Source organism: Stenotrophomonas sp. 2201_Sma, from assembly GCF_056486685.1.
Window position 1 is genome coordinate 1,988,585 of the sequence record NZ_CM151329.1, and the last position, 17,157, is coordinate 2,005,741.

Annotated in this window: 15 protein-coding genes; all 15 read left to right on the top strand. The window is 67.3% G+C overall.

Features of this window, described 5'->3' with window-relative positions; genetic code table 11:
- Positions 1-112: 112 nt before the first annotated feature.
- The 15 genes from hisS to ACZLIF_RS09460 all read left to right on the top strand — a co-directional run bounded on the left by hisS (position 113) and on the right by ACZLIF_RS09460 (position 17,047).
- Positions 113-1,510 (top strand): histidine--tRNA ligase, encoded by a 1,398-nt coding sequence (hisS, locus tag ACZLIF_RS09390; RefSeq protein ID WP_053516730.1) that lies wholly within the window; start codon positions 113-115, stop codon positions 1,508-1,510.
- A gap of 188 nt (positions 1,511-1,698) precedes the next feature.
- Positions 1,699-2,007 (top strand): YerC/YecD family TrpR-related protein, encoded by a 309-nt coding sequence (locus tag ACZLIF_RS09395; protein ID WP_074901503.1) that lies wholly within the window; start codon positions 1,699-1,701, stop codon positions 2,005-2,007.
- A gap of 33 nt (positions 2,008-2,040) precedes the next feature.
- Entirely contained in the window at positions 2,041-2,952 is a 912-nt protein-coding gene (hisG, locus tag ACZLIF_RS09400; RefSeq protein ID WP_128988652.1) for an ATP phosphoribosyltransferase, read from the top strand.
- Positions 2,949-4,244, top strand: a complete 1,296-nt coding sequence (hisD, locus tag ACZLIF_RS09405; RefSeq protein ID WP_065175580.1) for a histidinol dehydrogenase — start codon at positions 2,949-2,951, stop codon at positions 4,242-4,244. Before hisG ends, hisD begins: the two co-directional genes overlap by 4 nt.
- Positions 4,241-5,335 carry a histidinol-phosphate transaminase gene (hisC, locus tag ACZLIF_RS09410; RefSeq protein ID WP_128988655.1) on the top strand — a complete coding sequence of 365 codons (1,095 nt, stop codon included), beginning with the start codon at positions 4,241-4,243 and terminating at the stop codon, positions 5,333-5,335. Before hisD ends, hisC begins: the two co-directional genes overlap by 4 nt.
- Positions 5,332-6,405: a bifunctional histidinol-phosphatase/imidazoleglycerol-phosphate dehydratase HisB gene (gene hisB, locus ACZLIF_RS09415; RefSeq protein ID WP_128988657.1), complete on the top strand. Its 1,074-nt coding sequence runs from the start codon at positions 5,332-5,334 to the stop codon at positions 6,403-6,405. The genes hisC and hisB overlap by 4 nt, the downstream gene beginning before the upstream one ends.
- A complete protein-coding gene (hisH, locus tag ACZLIF_RS09420) occupies positions 6,402-7,004 on the top strand; it encodes an imidazole glycerol phosphate synthase subunit HisH (RefSeq protein WP_053516724.1) in 603 nt (200 codons plus the stop codon). The genes hisB and hisH overlap by 4 nt, the downstream gene beginning before the upstream one ends.
- Complete coding sequence (gene hisA, locus ACZLIF_RS09425) at positions 7,001-7,735, top strand: 1-(5-phosphoribosyl)-5-[(5-phosphoribosylamino)methylideneamino]imidazole-4-carboxamide isomerase (protein WP_128988659.1); 735 nt, start codon at positions 7,001-7,003, stop codon at positions 7,733-7,735. The genes hisH and hisA overlap by 4 nt, the downstream gene beginning before the upstream one ends.
- Positions 7,729-8,505 (top strand): imidazole glycerol phosphate synthase subunit HisF, encoded by a 777-nt coding sequence (hisF, locus tag ACZLIF_RS09430; RefSeq protein WP_128988661.1) that lies wholly within the window; start codon positions 7,729-7,731, stop codon positions 8,503-8,505. Before hisA ends, hisF begins: the two co-directional genes overlap by 7 nt.
- Positions 8,495-9,115 carry a bifunctional phosphoribosyl-AMP cyclohydrolase/phosphoribosyl-ATP diphosphatase HisIE gene (gene hisIE / locus ACZLIF_RS09435; RefSeq protein ID WP_053516720.1) on the top strand — a complete coding sequence of 207 codons (621 nt, stop codon included), beginning with the start codon at positions 8,495-8,497 and terminating at the stop codon, positions 9,113-9,115. The genes hisF and hisIE overlap by 11 nt, the downstream gene beginning before the upstream one ends.
- 124 nt (positions 9,116-9,239) lie before the next feature.
- Positions 9,240-10,829, top strand: coding sequence for a calcineurin-like phosphoesterase C-terminal domain-containing protein (locus tag ACZLIF_RS09440; protein ID WP_128988663.1), 1,590 nt, complete (start codon positions 9,240-9,242; stop codon positions 10,827-10,829).
- 156 nt (positions 10,830-10,985) lie between these two features.
- Entirely contained in the window at positions 10,986-12,008 is a 1,023-nt protein-coding gene (locus ACZLIF_RS09445; RefSeq protein WP_128988665.1) for a glucokinase, read from the top strand.
- Positions 12,009-12,058: 50 nt separating this feature from the next.
- Positions 12,059-13,057: a glycosylasparaginase gene (locus tag ACZLIF_RS09450; RefSeq protein WP_053516718.1), complete on the top strand. Its 999-nt coding sequence runs from the start codon at positions 12,059-12,061 to the stop codon at positions 13,055-13,057.
- Positions 13,054-13,794 (top strand): copper homeostasis protein CutC, encoded by a 741-nt coding sequence (locus ACZLIF_RS09455; RefSeq protein ID WP_128988667.1) that lies wholly within the window; start codon positions 13,054-13,056, stop codon positions 13,792-13,794. Before ACZLIF_RS09450 ends, ACZLIF_RS09455 begins: the two co-directional genes overlap by 4 nt.
- Positions 13,795-14,089: 295 nt before the next feature.
- The gene (locus ACZLIF_RS09460) at positions 14,090-17,047 is read left to right on the top strand and encodes a TonB-dependent receptor plug domain-containing protein (protein ID WP_128988669.1); all 2,958 of its coding nucleotides are present in this window, start codon (positions 14,090-14,092) and stop codon (positions 17,045-17,047) included.
- Positions 17,048-17,157: the final 110 nt, after the last annotated feature.

The following is a 17,157-nucleotide window of genomic DNA, read 5'->3' on the forward strand; positions in this document are numbered from 1 at the left end:
AGGGCCTTATGATACTTCAAGCGGCTGTTCGACCCTGCGTCAGGCGGCCGCGCGCTCCAGGGCGCTAGAATGTCGCCCCCTCCCACGTCCCGTTCCAGCAGGAGTTGCTCCCGTGATCAAGCCCCGTACCCCGCCCGGCACCCTTGAGCTGCTGCCGCGCGAGCAGATTGCGTTCCAGCGCATGCTGGACGTCATCCGCCGCAACTACGAGCGCTTCGGGTTCCTGCCGGTGGAGACGCCGGTGTTCGAGCTGTCCGATGTGCTGCTGACCAAGTCCGGTGGCGAGACCGAGCGCCAGGTGTACTTCGTGCAGTCCACCGGTGCGCTGGCCAATGCCGCCGAGTCGGGTGACCGCTCGCTTCCGGAAATGGCCTTGCGCTTCGACCTGACCGTGCCGCTGGCGCGCTATGTGGCTGAGCATGAGCACGAACTGACGTTCCCGTTCCGGCGCTACCAGATGCAGCGGGTGTACCGTGGTGAGCGTGCCCAGCGCGGTCGTTTCCGCGAGTTCTACCAGTGCGACATCGACGTGATCGGCAAGGACAGCCTGAGCGTGCGGTACGACGCCGAAGTGCTGGCGGTGATCCACGCGGTGTTCTCGGAGCTGCGCATCGGAGACTTCAGCATCCAGTTGAACAACCGCAAGCTGATGCGTGGCTTCTTCGAAAGCCTGGGCGTGGCCGAGGGCGAGCGCCAGCTGGCGGTGCTGCGTGAAGTGGACAAGCTGGACAAGCGGGGCGCCGACTACGTGCGCGAGACGCTGGTGGGCGACGGGTTCGGCATTCCGGCCGGACAGGTCGAGAAGATCCTGGCATTCGTGGCCGTGCGTTCGCAGGGGCATGCCGATGCGCTGGCCCAGCTTTCGGCGCTGGAGGACGCTGCGGGGTCCTCGGAAACGCTGCGTGCCGGCGTGGCAGAGCTGCGCGAAGTGCTGCAGCTGGTGCAGGCGCTGGGTGTGCCGGAGAGTGCCTACTGCCTCAACTTCTCCATCGCCCGTGGCCTGGATTACTACACCGGCACCGTCTATGAGACCACGCTGACCGACCACCCGCAGATCGGTTCGATCTGCTCCGGCGGCCGCTATGAAGACCTGGCCAGCCACTACAGCAAGTCGAAGCTGCCCGGCGTCGGCATTTCGATCGGCCTGTCGCGCCTGTTCTGGCAGCTGCGTGAGGCGGGCCTGATCGACGGAATCGAGGCCAGCAGCGTGCAGGCGCTGGTGGCGCTGATGGACGAGCAGGGCATGGCGCAGTCACTGGATATCGCCCGCCGCCTGCGGGCCGGTGGCATCAACACCGAAGTGCAGATGGAGCCGAAGAAGATCGGCAAGCAGTTCCAGTACGCGGCCAAGGCGGGCATCCGCTTCGTGGCGCTCGCCGGCGAGGACGAACTGGCGCGCGGGGTGGTGGCGGTGAAGGATCTGCTCCGCGAGCAGCAGTTCGAGGTATCCCGCGAGGAGCTGGCCAGCACCCTGCAGGTGGAACTGGAACAGTCGAAGGTGATGGTGTGAACTGACATTGCCGTGCCGCCGCTCTCCCGGTGGGGCGGCGCTGACCTGGATGACGCCCGCCTCTGGCGGGCGTTTTTCGTTTCCGGAACCTGAATGCTCGGGTGGAGGCGATGGGGTGGTTTGACGCACTGCGCAAGAATGCGCTAATGTACTAGCGCGCTATTACATTGATGCAAGAGAACCGCCCCGTGAAAGCCCGCCCCGACATCGCCGCCAAAGACCCCCAGGCCGATCTGGAAGCCCTGGCCCAGGCGTTCGCGGCCCTGCGTGAGCCGGAGCAGGTCATGGCTTTCCTGCGTGACCTGTGTACTCCGGCCGAGCTGGAGGCCATGGCCGACCGCTGGAAAGTGGTGCCGCTCCTGCAGCAGGGGGTGCCGTACCGCGAGATCCACGAACGCACCGGGGTCAGCGTGACCACCACCGGGCGGGTGGCGCGCTCGCTCGAGCATGGCCATCGAGGCTATGCCGCTGCCATCGACCGTCTGGCCTCGCGCTGATCCGCGCCCCGTACCGAACTTCGAGACCTTCCCATGAGTGCAACCCAGGCAGCCCCGGCACGAGACCGGCTGCGTATCGCCATCCAGAAGAGCGGGCGGCTTGCCGAGCCCGCCCGCAACCTGCTCAGTGCCTGCGGCCTGAGCTGGCGCGAAAGCCGTGACAAGCTGTTCTGCTACGGAGAATCGTTGCCGGTGGACCTGCTGCTGGTGCGCGACGACGACATTCCTGGCCTGATTGCCGACGGTGTCTGCGACCTGGGCATCGTCGGTCGTAACGAACTGGACGAGCAGGCCGCCGCGCGTCGCCAGATCGGCCTGCCGGATGCCTATCAGGCCCTGCGGGGGCTGGGTTTCGGCCAGTGCCGGCTGATGCTGGCGGTGCCGGAGGACTGGCAATGGCAGGGGCCGGCACAGCTGGCCGGCATGCGGATCGCCACCAGCTATCCCGCCATCCTCAAGGCATGGCTGGTTGAGCAGGGCGTGGACGCGCAGGTGGTGGAGCTGTCCGGTTCGGTTGAGATCGCCCCACGGCTGGGCACGGCCGACCTGATCTGCGATCTGGTGTCGAGTGGTGCCACCCTGCGTGCCAACCAGCTTGTGCCGGTGCACAACCTGCTGGACAGCGAGGCGGTGCTGGCCGGTGCGGTGCGCGTGCCCGATGACGCTCGAGCGGGCCTGCGCGCCATGCTGCTGCGCCGTCTCGATGGCGTGGTACAGAAGCAGGACCGCAAGCTGCTGATGTTCCGCGCCAGCGAAGACCGTGTTGATGCCCTGGCCCAGCTGCTGGCCGATGCCGAGCCGCTGGAGCGCCTGCCGGCTGACGGCGGCACGCTGCGGCTGCAGACCATGTGCCCCGGACCACTGAGCTGGCAGCGCATGGAAGAGCTTGAGCGTGCGGGCGCGCAGGGCCTGATGGTGTTGAGCGTGGAGCGGTCGCTGGCATGAATCGTCTGATCTGGTCGCAACTTGATGAGGCTGCGCGCAGCGCGGCACTGACCCGCCCGGTGCAGGCCGTGGCCCAGCAGACGCGCGATGCGGTCGCGACCCTGATCGCGCAGGTGCGCGCGCAGGGCGACGAGGCGCTGCGTGTGATCACCGCACGCTTTGACGGTGTGCAACTGCCGTCTTTCGAAGTGTCTGACGCCGAATTCGCGACTGCCGAAGCGGCGGTGCCAGGCGATCTGCGCCAGGCCATGGTGGAAGCGGCCGGGCGCATCGCGCGCTTCCACAGCGCAGGCATGGGCCAGGGCTATGCGGTGGAGACCGCGCCGGGCGTGGTCTGTGAACGCATGCTGCGGCCGATCGGCCGGGTCGGCCTGTATGTGCCGGCCGGCAGCGCACCGTTGCCGTCCACGGCGTTGATGCTGGGCGTGCCGGCGCAGCTGGCCGGGTGCCCGCAGGTGGTGCTGTGCACACCACCGCGCGCCGACGGCAGCGCCGATCCGGCGGTGCTGGTGGCTGCCCGGCTGACCGGCGTGCAACGCGTTTTCAAGCTGGGCGGCGCGCAGGCGATCGCTGCGATGGCCTATGGCACCGCCAGCGTTCCGGCCTGCGACAAACTGTTCGGGCCCGGCAACAGCTTCGTCACCGAAGCCAAGCAGCAGGTCGCGCAGAACGGTGCAGCGGCGATCGACATGCCTGCAGGGCCGTCGGAAGTTCTGGTGATTGCCGATGCCGGTGCCAATCCGGCGTTTGTGGCTGCCGATCTGCTGTCGCAGGCCGAACACGGCCCCGATTCGCAGGTGCTGCTGCTGACCGATGATGCCGCGATGCTGGCCGCGGTCGAGGCCGAAGTGGAACGCCAGGTCGCGCTGCTGCCGCGGCAGGATATCGCCCGCCAGGCGCTTTCGGCGTCGCGCCTGATCCTGGTCGACACGCTGGCCGATGCCTTCGCGATCAGCAACCGCTACGCCCCTGAGCACCTGATCCTGGCCCTGCGCGAACCACGCGGCTGGCTTGATCGGGTGCAGGCCGCAGGCTCGGTGTTCCTGGGTGATTACACCCCCGAGGCATTGGGCGACTACTGCAGTGGTACCAACCATGTGCTGCCCACCGCAGGCGCCGCACGTGCGTACAGTGGTGTCAGCGTGGCCAGCTTCCAGAACTTCATCAGCGTGCAGAGTGCCAGCGCCGCCGGGTTGGCGGCGATCGGCGGCTGCGCGCGCACCCTTGCCAGCGCCGAAGGGCTGGACGCGCACGAGCGCGCCGTTGCCCTGCGCATGGAGGTGGCTGCATGAATGCCGGGATCGACGAGGTACTGGCGCTGGTGCGCACCGACCTGCAGGCCTTTGCAGGTTACAGCTCGGCGCGCAGTGCGGCAGTGCAGGGCGATGTCTGGCTGAACGCCAACGAATCGGCCTGGGCCAACCCCGCGGACGCCGAGGGTCGCAGCCGGCGCTATCCAGAGCCCCAGCCACAGGCGTTGCGCGATGGACTGGCTTCGCTGTACGGCGTGCAGCCGCAACAGGTGCTGGTTGGGCGTGGCAGCGATGAAGCCATCGACTTGCTGGTGCGTGCGCTGTGCGTGCCGGGGCGCGATGGTGTGCTGGTCACGCCGCCGGTGTTCGGTATGTATGCAGTCTGTGCACGGCTGCAGGGCGCGCCTCTGATCGAAGTGCCCCTGGTCGATGCCGCCGACGGCCTGCACGCCGACCTGGATGCGGTGATCGAATCGGCCAGAGCACGCAATGCGAAGCTGGTGTTTCTGTGCGCGCCCTCCAATCCGGCCGGCAGCGATATCGCCCTGGCCGACATCGAGCGTGTGGCCGAAGCCTTGCGCGGTCGGGCGCTTGTCGTGGTCGATGAAGCCTATGTCGAGTACGCGCAGCGTCCTTCGGCGACCTCCCTGCTTGCCACGCACGCCAATGTGGCAGTGCTGCGTACGCTTTCAAAGGCCCATGCGCTGGCGGCCGCACGGATCGGAACGTTGATCGCCGCAGCGGAACTGATCGCGGTGCTGCGTCGCTGCCAGGCACCGTATCCGGTGCCGACGCCGTGCGCGGAACTGGCGGTGCAGGCGCTGCAGCCGGGAGCGCTGGCACGCACACGCGAGCGCGTGGCCACCGTGATCACCGAACGCGAGCGCCTGCGTACTGCGCTGCAGGGCCTGCCTGGCGTACGTCAGGTCCATGCGTCCGCAGGCAACTACCTGCTGGTGCGCTTTGCCGATGCCCAGGGCGCGTTCGATGCGTTGCTGGCGGCCGGCGTGGTGGTGCGCGACCAGCGTGCAGCCCCGCAGCTGGACGATGCGCTGCGGATCAGCATCGGCAGCCCCGAAGAGAATGACCGCGTGCTTGCGGCCCTGTCGGCCCGGAGGGCCGTTGCATGACCCCGATCCTGTTCATCGACCGCGACGGTACCCTCATCGAGGAACCTTCCGACTTCCAGATCGACGCCTACGAGAAGCTGCGCTTCGTGCCGCAGGTGATTCCGGCACTGCTGAAGCTGTGTGATGCCGGCTACCAGTTCGTCATCGTCACCAACCAGGATGGCCTCGGCAGCGAGGGCTATCCGCGCGCCAGCTTCGACGGACCGAATGATCTGATGCTGCAGATCTTCGAAAGCCAGGGCATCGTGTTTCGTGACGTGCTGATCGACTGCAGCTGGCCGCAGGACAATGCCCCGACCCGCAAGCCCGGCATCGGCCTGATGACGGCCTACCTGCAGGACCGCAGCATCGACTGGGCACGCTCGGCGATGGTCGGCGACCGCATCACCGACCTGCAGTTCGCCGACAACCTCAACATCCGTGGCTTCCAGCTGCGCACGGCGCAGTTCGGCGGTGACTGGGACTGGCCGGGCATCGCCCACGCGCTGGCCGATGCGCCGCGCACGGCCGTGGTCCAGCGCAACACGAAGGAAACGAAGATCCGCGTCGAGCTGGATCTGGATCGCGCCGGTGACGCCAATATCCGCACCGGGTTGCCGTTCTTCGATCACATGCTGGAACAGATCGGCAAGCACGGTGGTTTTGCGCTGGACATCCGCGCCGAGGGCGACCTGCACATCGACGAGCATCACACCATCGAGGACACAGGGCTGGCGCTGGGCCAGGCGCTGCGCGAAGCCTTGGGTGACAAGCGCGGCATCGGCCGATACGGGTTCACCCTGCCGATGGACGAGACCCTGGCCAGCGCAGCGCTGGACTTCAGTGGCCGGCCCTATTTCGTCTTCGAGGGCGAGTTCAAGCGTGAGCGCGTTGGCGACATGCCGACCGAACTGGTGCCGCATTTCTTCCGCTCGCTGTGCGATGCAAGTGGATTGAACCTCAATCTGCAGGTGCGCGGTGACAATGACCACCACAAGGTGGAGGCCTGTTTCAAGGCGCTGGCCCGCGCGCTGCGCCCGGCACTGGCGCGCCAGGGCACGGCGCTGCCCTCGACCAAGGGGGCCCTGTGAGCGAAGTCGCGCTGATCGATGCCGGCGGCGCCAATCTGGGTTCCGTACGCTATGCGCTGGAACGGTTGGGGGCCAGTGTCCGGCTGGTGCGCGACGCAGAGGGGCTGGCGGGCGCACGGCGGGTGATCCTGCCCGGCGTCGGTGCGGCAGGGCCGGGCATGCAGCGCCTGCACGCGCAGGGACTGGTGGAGCCGTTGCGACGGATCGAGGTGCCGTTGATGGGCATCTGCCTGGGCATGCAGCTGCTGTTCGAGCGCTCGGAAGAAGCCGGTGTGGAAGCGCTCGGCCTGATTCCCGGGGTGGTGCGCAAGCTGGTACCGGCGTGCGGCATCCGCGTGCCGCACATGGGCTGGAACCGCCTGCTGCCACTGCGGTCCTCGCTGCTGCTGCGCGATGTGCCTGATCGCGCAAGCGCCTACTTCGTGCACAGCTATGCGGCGCCATTGAACAGCCACACGGTGGCCGCCTGCGATCACGGCGGCCTGTTCACTGCCGTGGTGGAGCAGGGGCGCTACTTCGGTGCGCAGTTCCATCCCGAACGCTCCGGCGATACCGGATCGCTGATGTTGCGCAACTTCCTCGAGGGCACCGCTGCATGAGTTTCACCGTCTACCCCGCACTGGATATCCGCGAAGGCCGTGTGGTGCGGCTGCGGCAGGGGGATTACGCGCAGGAAACGCACTACGGCGACGATCCCCTGCCGCGCGCGCAGGCATTCGCCGCGCAGGGCGCGCGTTGGATGCACCTGGTCGATCTGGACGCAGCGCGTGCCGGTGGCTACACGCTGGCCCCGCTGCTGGCAGCGGTTCGCACGCAGACGACGTTGCAGGTGCAGACCGGCGGCGGTGTGCGTGGGCGTGATGATGTGGCGCGCATTCTCGATGCGGGCGCGAGCCGGGTGGTGGTAGGGTCGCTGGCAGTGCGCAGACCCGATGAAGTGGTCGGCTGGCTGCAGGAGTTCGGTGCCGATCACATCACCATCGCGCTGGATGCACGCCAGGACCCTCAGGGCCAGTGGCAGCTGCCGGTGCATGGCTGGACCGAGAACGCGGGCGTGACCCTGGATGACCTCGCGCTGCGGTATGCACGGGCGGGCATGTGCCACCTGTTGTGTACCGATATCGCCCGCGACGGCATGCTGGCCGGGCCGAACATCGGCCTGTACCAGCACCTGGTGTCGCTGCTGCCGGGCGTGCAGGTGCAGGCCTCCGGTGGCATCCGCGATGTGGCCGACGTGGCCGATGCGCGTGCTGCCGGCTGTGGCGGTGCCATCCTTGGCAAGGCGCTGCTGGAACAGCGCATGGACCTGGCGGAGGCGCTGGCATGCTGAGTCGCCGCATCATTCCCTGCCTGGACGTGCGCGAAGGACGGGTGGTCAAGGGGGTGCGCTTCCGTGAGCACGTGGACATGGGGGATATCGCCGAGCTGGCGCAGCGTTACCGCGATCAGGGGGCCGATGAGCTGGTGTTCTACGACATCGGCGCCAGCCCCGAGGCGCGTTCGGTCGATGTGGCCTGGGTCGAGCGCATCGCACGGCTGATCGATATCCCGTTCTGCGTAGCCGGTGGCATCGACAGCGTGGAAACCGCACGTCGGGTGCTGTTTGCCGGTGCCGACAAGATCTCGATCAATTCGCCGGCACTGGGCCGTCCCGCACTGATCGACGAGCTGGCTGCCGAGTTCGGCGTGCAGTGCGTGGTGGTCGGCGTCGACTCGGTGCGCGAGGCCGATGGCGAATGGCGGGTGCGCCGCTTCAGCGGCGACCCGGACAAGACCCGGGCGGTACCCATACGGACGCTGGATTGGATCGTCGAGGCACAGCGCCGCGGCGCAGGCGAGATCGTGCTGAACTGCATGGACAGCGATGGGGTGCGCCGCGGCTACGATGTGGCCCAGCTGCAGCAGGCGCGTGCGTTGTGCCAGGTGCCGCTGATCGCGTCGGGCGGTGCGGGCACGATGGAGCATTTCGCCGAGGCCTTCGACCGCGCCGACGTGGATGGTGCGCTGGCCGCCAGCGTGTTCCACAGCGGCGCCATCGCCATTGCAGACCTGAAGCGCTACCTGCGCGAACAGCAGATCGAGGTACGGGATGTCTATTGAGGTGCGACCGTCGCTGGAGGCCCTGCAGGGGCTGGACTGGAGCAAGGGGGACGGCCTGCTGCCCGCGGTGGTGCAGGACGCCGATACCCTGCAGGTGCTGATGCTGGGTTACGTCAGCGCGGAGTCGCTGGCCGCGACGCTTGCCGTCGGGCACATGACCTTCTACAGCCGCAGCAGGCAGCGCCTGTGGACCAAGGGCGAGCAGTCCGGCAACGTGCTGGCGGTGCAGTCCATCAGCGTGGACTGCGATGCCGATACGCTGCTGGTGCTGGCCCGCCCGGCAGGACCGACCTGCCACACCGGTGCGGAGAGCTGCTTCGACCAGGCGCCGAAGGATTTCCTGGGCGGGCTGGGGCAACTGGTGGCCACGCGTGAAGCACAGCGTCCACCCGGCAGTTACACCACCCGCCTGTTCGAGGACGGCATCCGCCGTATCGCGCAGAAGGTGGGCGAGGAGGGCGTGGAAACCGCTCTGGCCGCGGTCGCACAGGATGACGCGGCGCTGCTGGGCGAGGCTTCGGACCTGCTGTACCACCTGCTGGTGCTGCTGCGCGCACGCGGCCTGTCGCTTGACGACGCGCGCCGGGTGCTGGAAACGCGCCATCGTTGATGGCTGCATGTGGCCTGCGGTCCGCACGCGCTTTCGGCGCCGGCGCCGGCCCGGCTGCATCCGCGCGGCAGACAGCCATGGCTCCGCTCTACAATAGGCAGTCCTCTTCTTTGCCGGATTGCCCATGAAATCGCCCGCTGCGTGGCTGTGCTGCCTGTTGCTGACCTCGCCGGCCTGGGCTGCGGATACGGTTGTCAGCGGCAAGGTCTACCTGGAACGCGACGGCAGGCCCGGCCGTGGTGCAACCGACCCGGGCCTGGCCGGGGTGCAGGTGTCCAACGGCGAGCGCATCGTGAAGACCGCGGCCGATGGCAGCTACAGCCTGCCCGTGCGCGAGGGCCAGACGGTGTTCGTGATCAAGCCGGATGCATACGCGTTCCCGAAGGCGAGCGACGGGCTGCCGTCATTCTGGCGTCATTTCCAGCCCAACGGCTCGCCTGCACTGAAGTACGGTGGCATCGCCGCAACCGGCGACGCCACCCGCAACTGGGACTTCGCGCTGCAGACGGATCGTCATGACAACCGGCGTGGTTTCCAGATGCTGGTGTTCACTGATTCACAGACGGCCAGTCTCAAGGACATCGGCTACTACCAGCAGTCCATCGTGGCGCCGCTGGTCGGCCAGACCCGGGCGCGGCTTGGCACGACGCTCGGCGATATCGTCAATGATGACCTGACGCTGTATCCGGCCATCAACAAGGTCACCACGCAGCTGGGCGTGCCGTGGTTCCATGTGCCGGGCAACCACGATCTCGATTTCGATGCCGCCGTCGACGAGCATTCGCTGGACAGCTGGCGCAACGTCTACGGCCCGGACACGTACGCCGTGGAGGAGGGCGGTGCCAGCTTCGTGTTCCTTGACGATGTGGTGTACGACCCGAAGGCGAGGCCGAGCTATGTCGGTGGCCTGCGCGAGGATCAGTTCGCGTTCCTTGCCGCCTACCTCAGGGGTCTGCATCGCGACCGCCTGCTGGTGCTGGGCATGCACATTCCGCTGTTCGATGCAGCGCCGGGTCGCGAGAGCTTCCGGCACGCCGACCGGCAGCGCCTGTTCGACCTGCTGAAGGACTTCCGCAACGTGCTGGTCCTGAGCGGCCACAGCCACACCCAGCAGCATGTCTACCATGGCAAGGCCGAGGGCTGGCACGGCGAAAAGCCCCTGCACGAGTACAACGTCGGTGCCAACTGCGGTGCGTTCTGGTCCGGTGTGAAGGATGCTGCCGGCGTGCCGGACAGCACCATGAGCGACGGCACGCCAAAGGGCTACGCGTTGCTGGATGTGGCTGGCAACGGCAGCTATCGCCTGCAGTATCGCGTGGCCGGCGCGCCAGCCAGCGAACAGATCGGCCTGCATGCGCCGAAGGTGCTGCGCCGGGGCGCGTATCCGGCGTGGGGCGTGTACGCCAACGTGTACATGGGTGAGGACGCGAGCGTGGTCGAGTACCGCGTGGACGGTGGGGCATGGCAGCCGATGAAGCAGGTCCGCCAGCCCGACCCGCGGCTGCTGGTGGAGAATGCGGCGGACGACCTGTCCAGCGTGCTGCGCGGTTACGATCGCTCGCCAGAGGCCACCGCTTCGCCGCATCTGTGGCGCGGCGCGCTGCCCACCCACCTGGCCGTGGGCGACCACAGGATCGACGTGCGTTCGACCCAGCCGGATGGTGCGGTATTCACCGCCACCACCCGTTATAGTCTGCAGACCGCAGAGCCCTGATCCGCAGGCGCCGCTGCGCGCAGCGTCCCGGCTGCCGCCACCCGGACGCTGCGGACAAGGCCATGGCAGGGTGGGCTGCCGGCGCGGCGCCGTGCTAGGCAAAGCGACCCTGATGCCTGAGAATCGGTGCGATTCAATCGATTCAAGCAGGCCAGAGTGACCATCGCAGCAGTGCCCCCGGTTTCCACCGACTCCCCCCGCGGCGGTCTTCCGCGAAGCCTGGTCGTCGCCGATGTCGGCGGTACCTTTGCCCGCCTGGCGCTGGCTGAAACCCTGCCGGGGCAGGCGCCACGGCTGGGCAGTCATCGCACCTACGCGTGTGCCGATCATTCCAGCCTGGCGGCGATTCTGGCCGACTTCACCCGGAGCCTCGCACTGCCGGTGCGGTCGGCGGTGGTCGCCATCGCCGGCCTGCTCGATGGCGATGTGCTGATCAATGCCAATCTGCCGTGGACGGTGTCGTTGTCCGCCACCCGCGCACAGTCCGGTCTGGACGATCTGCAGCTCATCAATGATTTCGAGGCGGTGGCACTGGCCATTCCCTACCTGCAGGCCGACACCCTGGTTCCATTGAACGGCGATGCCGACCCGGCGATGGCGTTCCCGGCGCTGGTGCTGGGGGCCGGTACCGGCCTGGGCGCGGCGCTGCGCTTCGCCGATGGCGGGCGTCCGGTGCTGCCCAGCGAGATCGGCCACGCTGCCCTGGGGGCCGGCAACGCGCTGGAGCTGGAGGTGCTGGGCAGGCTGCTGCAGCGGTGGCCACATGTGGACAACGAGCGTGTGCTGTCCGGCAGCGGTCTGATGAATCTGTATCCGTGCCTGTGCGAGCTGCGTGGCGTCACTCCGGTGTGGTCCAGCACCGAAGCGCTGATCGGCGCCGCACGCAGCGGCGAAGACGCACTTGCAGTGGAGACGCTGCAGGTGTTCTGCGCCTGGCTGGGCAGCCTGGCCGGCGATGCCGCCATCGCCGTGGGGGCCCGCTCGGTGTACCTGGCGGGCGGCATTTCCACCCACGTGCAGGATTTCCTCGCCGATGGCCGCTTCCGCGAGCGCTTCCTCAACAAGGGCGTGCTGGCCGACGTGCTGCGGCAGGTGCCGGTATGGCGGGTCGAACACGGCCAACTGGGCGTGCTGGGCGCCGCCGTCTGGCATGCGGCGCGGTACCACGTACACGATTGATCGGTGCTGCCGGCATCGGGCCGGCGACACGTTGCGGACTGGGAGGCAACATGGTGGATCGCAGGCAGTTCCTGCAGGCCGGAGCGCTGGCGGCTGGCATGGCCGCCCTGCCGGGCGTACAGGCACGTGTGCAGGGCGGAGCGAAGGTGGTCTCGACCTGGGACTTCGGTGTGCCGGCCAACCAGGCGGCATGGAAGGTCCTGGCGCAGGGCGGCAGTGCCCTGGACGCAGTGGAGGCCGGCGCACGCTGGGCCGAGAGCGAGCTGTGCAATCCCACCGTGGGCCATTGCGGCAATCCGGATCGGGACGGCGTGCTGAGCCTGGACGCGAGCATCATGGACGGCGATGGCCGCTGCGGTGCGGTGGCCGCGCTGGTCGACATCCCGCACCCGGTGTCGGTGGCCCGCAAAGTGATGGAAAACAGCCCGCACGTGTTGCTGGTGGGTGAAGGGGCGCAGCAGTTCGCCGTGCAGCAGGGCTTCGAGCGCAGGCGTCTGCTGACGCCGCAGGCCGAAGCGGCCTGGCGCGAGTGGTTGAAGACCGAGAAGTACCAGCCCCAGATCAACGCCGAGCGACGTGGCCTTCCCGGCAACAGCGACAACCACGACACCATCGGCATGCTGGCGCTGGATGCCCGGGGCCATCTTGCCGGTGCCTGCACCACCAGCGGCATGGCCTGGAAACTGCACGGCCGGGTCGGCGACAGTCCGATCATCGGCGCCGGCCTGTACGTCGACAACGAGGTCGGTGCTGCCACCGCATCGGGCGTGGGCGAAGAGATGATCCGCAATGCGGCCTCGTTCCTGGTGGTCGAGCTGATGCGCCAGGGTCGAACGCCCGCCCAGGCCTGCCGTGAGGCGATCGACCGCGTGGTACGCAAGCGTCCCGAGGCAAGCAGGACCCTGCAGGTGTGCTTCCTGGCCATGAACAAGCAGGGCGAGGTGGGCGCCTATGCGCTGCATCGCGGTTTCGTCTATGCCGTCTGCGATGCGCAGCGCCAGGACGACCTGCGCGATTCACCGTCGATCTACACGAGCACGCAGGCGTGAGCACGCGGCTCACCCTGGAGATCGCCAGCAACTCGCTGGCTTCGGCGTTGGCCGCGCAGGCCGGTGGTGCCGACCGCATCGAACTGTTCGACAACCTTGCCGAGGGCGGCACCACACCGTCGTTCGCCAGCATCGCCATGGCCCGCGAACGCCTGTCGATTCCGCTGTTCGTGCTGGTGCGGCCGCGGCCGGGTGATTTCCACTACGACGCCCTGGAGGCCGAGCTGATGCTGCGCGATATCGCACAGTGCCGTGCGCTGGGCTGCGATGGCGTGGTGATCGGTGCGTTGGACCGTCAGGGCGATATCGATCTGCCCCTGTGCCGCGTGCTCATCCAGGCGGCGGGTCCGCTGCAGGTGACGTTCCACCGTGCCTTCGACGCTGCGCGTGACCTTCCGGCGGCGTTGGAGCAGGTGATCGCTCTGGGGTGCAGCCGTGTATTGACGTCCGGGGGACAGGCCAGCGCGGCTGCCGGTGTCGACGTGCTGGAAGGCCTGGTCGCCCGGGCGGCGGGGCGCATCAGCGTGATGGCGGGTGCTGGCCTGGACCCGGCCAACATCGCTGCGGTGGCGCGGCACAGCGGCTGTGTTGAGCTGCACGCGTCGGCCAAGAGCCGCCAGCACTCGGCCATGCAGTTCCACAACCCGGCACTGCGCGGGCTGGACCCGCACTGGGATCAGACCGATGCCGCAATCGTGGCGGGGCTGCGGCGGGCACTGGACGGCGATCTGTCCTGATACCGGGCGAAGTCGGTTCCGCGCGGGTCTGCCGCTCGCGTGTCATCAGTTCATCTCCGGCCTGCGGCGGCCAACCTGCGCAAGCCACTGATTCATCTACTTTTCAAGCGGGGACGGCAGCGGATCCGCAGCGGCGTGTTGCGCCGCGGAATGCTCTCTCCGGTTCAGCCGTGCTTTAGTTTGGATCGATCCACAGGGGGGCGCCGGAACCGGCTTGAACCGACCCGGCACCTGGATCTTCCGTAGTGCCGCGCCACCACCCATCCGTGCGACCACACCCTCCGAGAGCGACCACATGGCTCAGTTCGTCCGCAATCGTCTTCACCTGCTGTCCCAGGCCCTGGTCCTGGCCCTGCTTCCGCTGGCTGCCAATGCACAGGAAGTCTCAGGCTCGTCCACCAAGGATCTCGACGCGGTCACCGTCACTGGCTCGCGCATCAAGCGCGCCAGCGTCGAAGGCCCAGCTCCCGTCAACGTGATCACCGCGCAGCAGATCCAGAAGGAAGGCTTTGTCAGCGTGTACGATGCGCTGAAGACATTGACCGAAGCCACCGGCACCGTGGAGGCGGCTTCGCAGTGGGGCTCGCACACGCCCAACGCCAGCGGCCTGAATCTGCGCGGGATGGGCCCCAACCGCTCACTGCTGCTGGTCAATGGCCGTCGCGTGGCCGACTACCCGTTGCCCTATGGCGGGGAGACCAATTTCTCCAACTACGGCAACATTCCCGCCGCTGCGGTGGAGCGCATCGAGGTCCTGACCGGCGGCGCCTCTGCGATCTACGGCTCGGATGCCATTGCAGGCGTGGTCAACGTCATCCTGAAGACCCACTACGACGGCGACGAAGTGCGCGTGCGCGGCGGCACCTCCACTGAAGGTGGTCGCGATACCTGGGATCTGTCGTGGGCGGGTGGCAGGACCGGAGACAACTGGAGCGTGACCTACGCGCTGCAGTACACCAAGCGCGATCCGCTGTTCGGCCGTGACCGGCCGCAGATGGATGATGCCGATGATGCGCCGCGCCCCTCCTGGAACATGGAACAGCGCAAGGTCGGTTTCCGTCCTACCGCCGGCCTGGCCCTGATCGACCCGGGTACCGGCCAACGACTGGCGCCGCCGACCGGCACCTGCGAGAAGTTCGACGGCGAGTACTACACCGCCGATCGACTGGTCTACAACTACAACACCGATACGATCACCAATACCGGGCGGTTGTGTGGCATGACGGCCGACTATGCCAACTGGCTGCTGACCGGTGGTGCCGAGAATGTGTCCGGCAATCTGTATGCCACGTTCGATTTCGACAGCGACCTGCAGGGCTGGACCAACCTGGCGGTGTACCGGTCGGAGGCGATCTGGGGGACCAATCCGCCCGGCGTGACGCTCATCGATGATGACAACGGCTACTACTGGGATGCCAACCGCAACCGCGCGATCCTGGGCGTGCGCCAGTTCACGCCCAACGAAGTGGGCGGCCTGGACACCCTGCGCAACACCAACCGCGAGCTGTCCTGGGACTGGAGTGCAGGCCTGCGCGGGCGCCTGGCGGACCGCTTCGACTGGAGTGCCACCATCGGCCGTTCCTACTACCGCGTGGAAGAGCGGCAGAATGTAGTGGACGAGCAGAAGTCCTATGACTTCTTCCTCGGCCCGCGCCTGGGTACGACGGCGGATGGTGAAGCGATCTACGCACTGGACGAAGCACGCTGGTGGAACCCGCTCACGCCGGACCAGTACTGGCAGATGGGTACGGTGGCGAAGAACCGCGCGTCTTCCTGGGTCAACCAGGCGTCGGCGGACATCACCGGTGAGTTGTTCCAGGGCTGGGCGGGGCCTGTTTCGTTCGCGGCGGTGGCCGAGGTGGCGCAACAGGGATATCACCTCGCTCCCGACCCTCGCGCCGGCATCGATTTCGACCTGCAGAACGTTGATCGCGGTGGCGGCGAGCGCACGCGCTACTCGGCGGGCGTGGAGTTCAAGATTCCACTGCTGGACAGCGTGATCGCCACCGCGGCGGCACGCTATGACCGTTACGGCAGTTACAAGGCCGACGCCAATGTAGAGGCGCTGGACATCGGCAGCCAGAAGGAGACCACCTGGAATGTCGGTCTGGAATGGCGGCCGGTGGAGTCGCTGCTGGTACGCGGTTCCTACGCCACCAGCTTCCACGCGCCTGACATGCACTACCTGCTGGGGCAGCCCAGCAGTTCCGAGGTGCAGACCTATGACCGCCTGCGTTGCATCGAAAGCGGTGCCTATCTGGTCAACAACTGTGGAGTGGGCAATACCGATGTCTGGTACACGTTCGACGTGAATCGTCGCGGTACTCCGCTGCTGCGCTCGGAAACGGGGGATTCATGGACGGTCGGATTCGTCTGGGATGTGATGTCCAATCTTTCGATCAGTGCCGACTACTGGGCGATCAAGCTGGAGGACATGATCGTCGATGTCGGCGCCGACGAGGTGCTGGCCAGCGAAGCGGGCTGCCGCACGGGACTGAACATCGACGGCACGCCGTGGGCCAATCCGGCCGGTGCGGACTACTGCGCCGGCATCCTCGCGCGCGTGAACCGCGACAGCAATGGCCGCCTGGTGTCGATCGAGCGGGGGCCGTTCAACCTGGCCAGCCGGGAGGTCCGCGGTATCGACCTGACCGCGCGTTACCGGTGGGACAGCGCAGCATGGGGAAGCTTCCAGTTCGGCGTGAACTACACCAACCAGCTGTCGACCAAGGAGCAGCGCTATGCCGCGGATCCGAATCCGCAGCGCCGTGATCGCGACCTGCGCAGCAAGCTGCGAGCGAGCCTGGCCTGGCAGCGTGGTCACTGGAACGCGAATGTGTACGCCGACCGCATCGGCTCGGTGCCGGGCGTGCGTTACCACTGGGGCACCGACCGCCTGGACAATCCCGGCGGCTGCCTGCCGTTCGCCGATGGCTACGTACCCAGCGACAGTCCTTCGCTGGACTGCCTGGAACCTGCCACGCGTCCCGATGGTTCGCCGAATCCGAATCCGAACGCCGGCCAGCGCACGGCGCGCTACTACGGCCGGGTTGGACCGTTCATCACCTGGAACGTCAATGTGGGCTATCAGGTGACTGAACGCGCCAAGGTCAATGTGTACGTCAACAACGTCTTCAACTCGGCCAGCTGGAACCACAAGGATCCCTACAAGCTGGACTACGATTTCGCGCCGACCCGGTTGCTCGGTGCGGTCGGCCGCGAGTTCGCGCTGGAATACGTGTTCACGTTCTGAGCCTGCGCCATGGATCCACCCTCGACCGGTGGATCCATGCCCCGCGGATGAACTGACCGCTGGGCCGCCGGACAGGACAGGCTGGATTTGACCTTCCCACGATGGCAAGG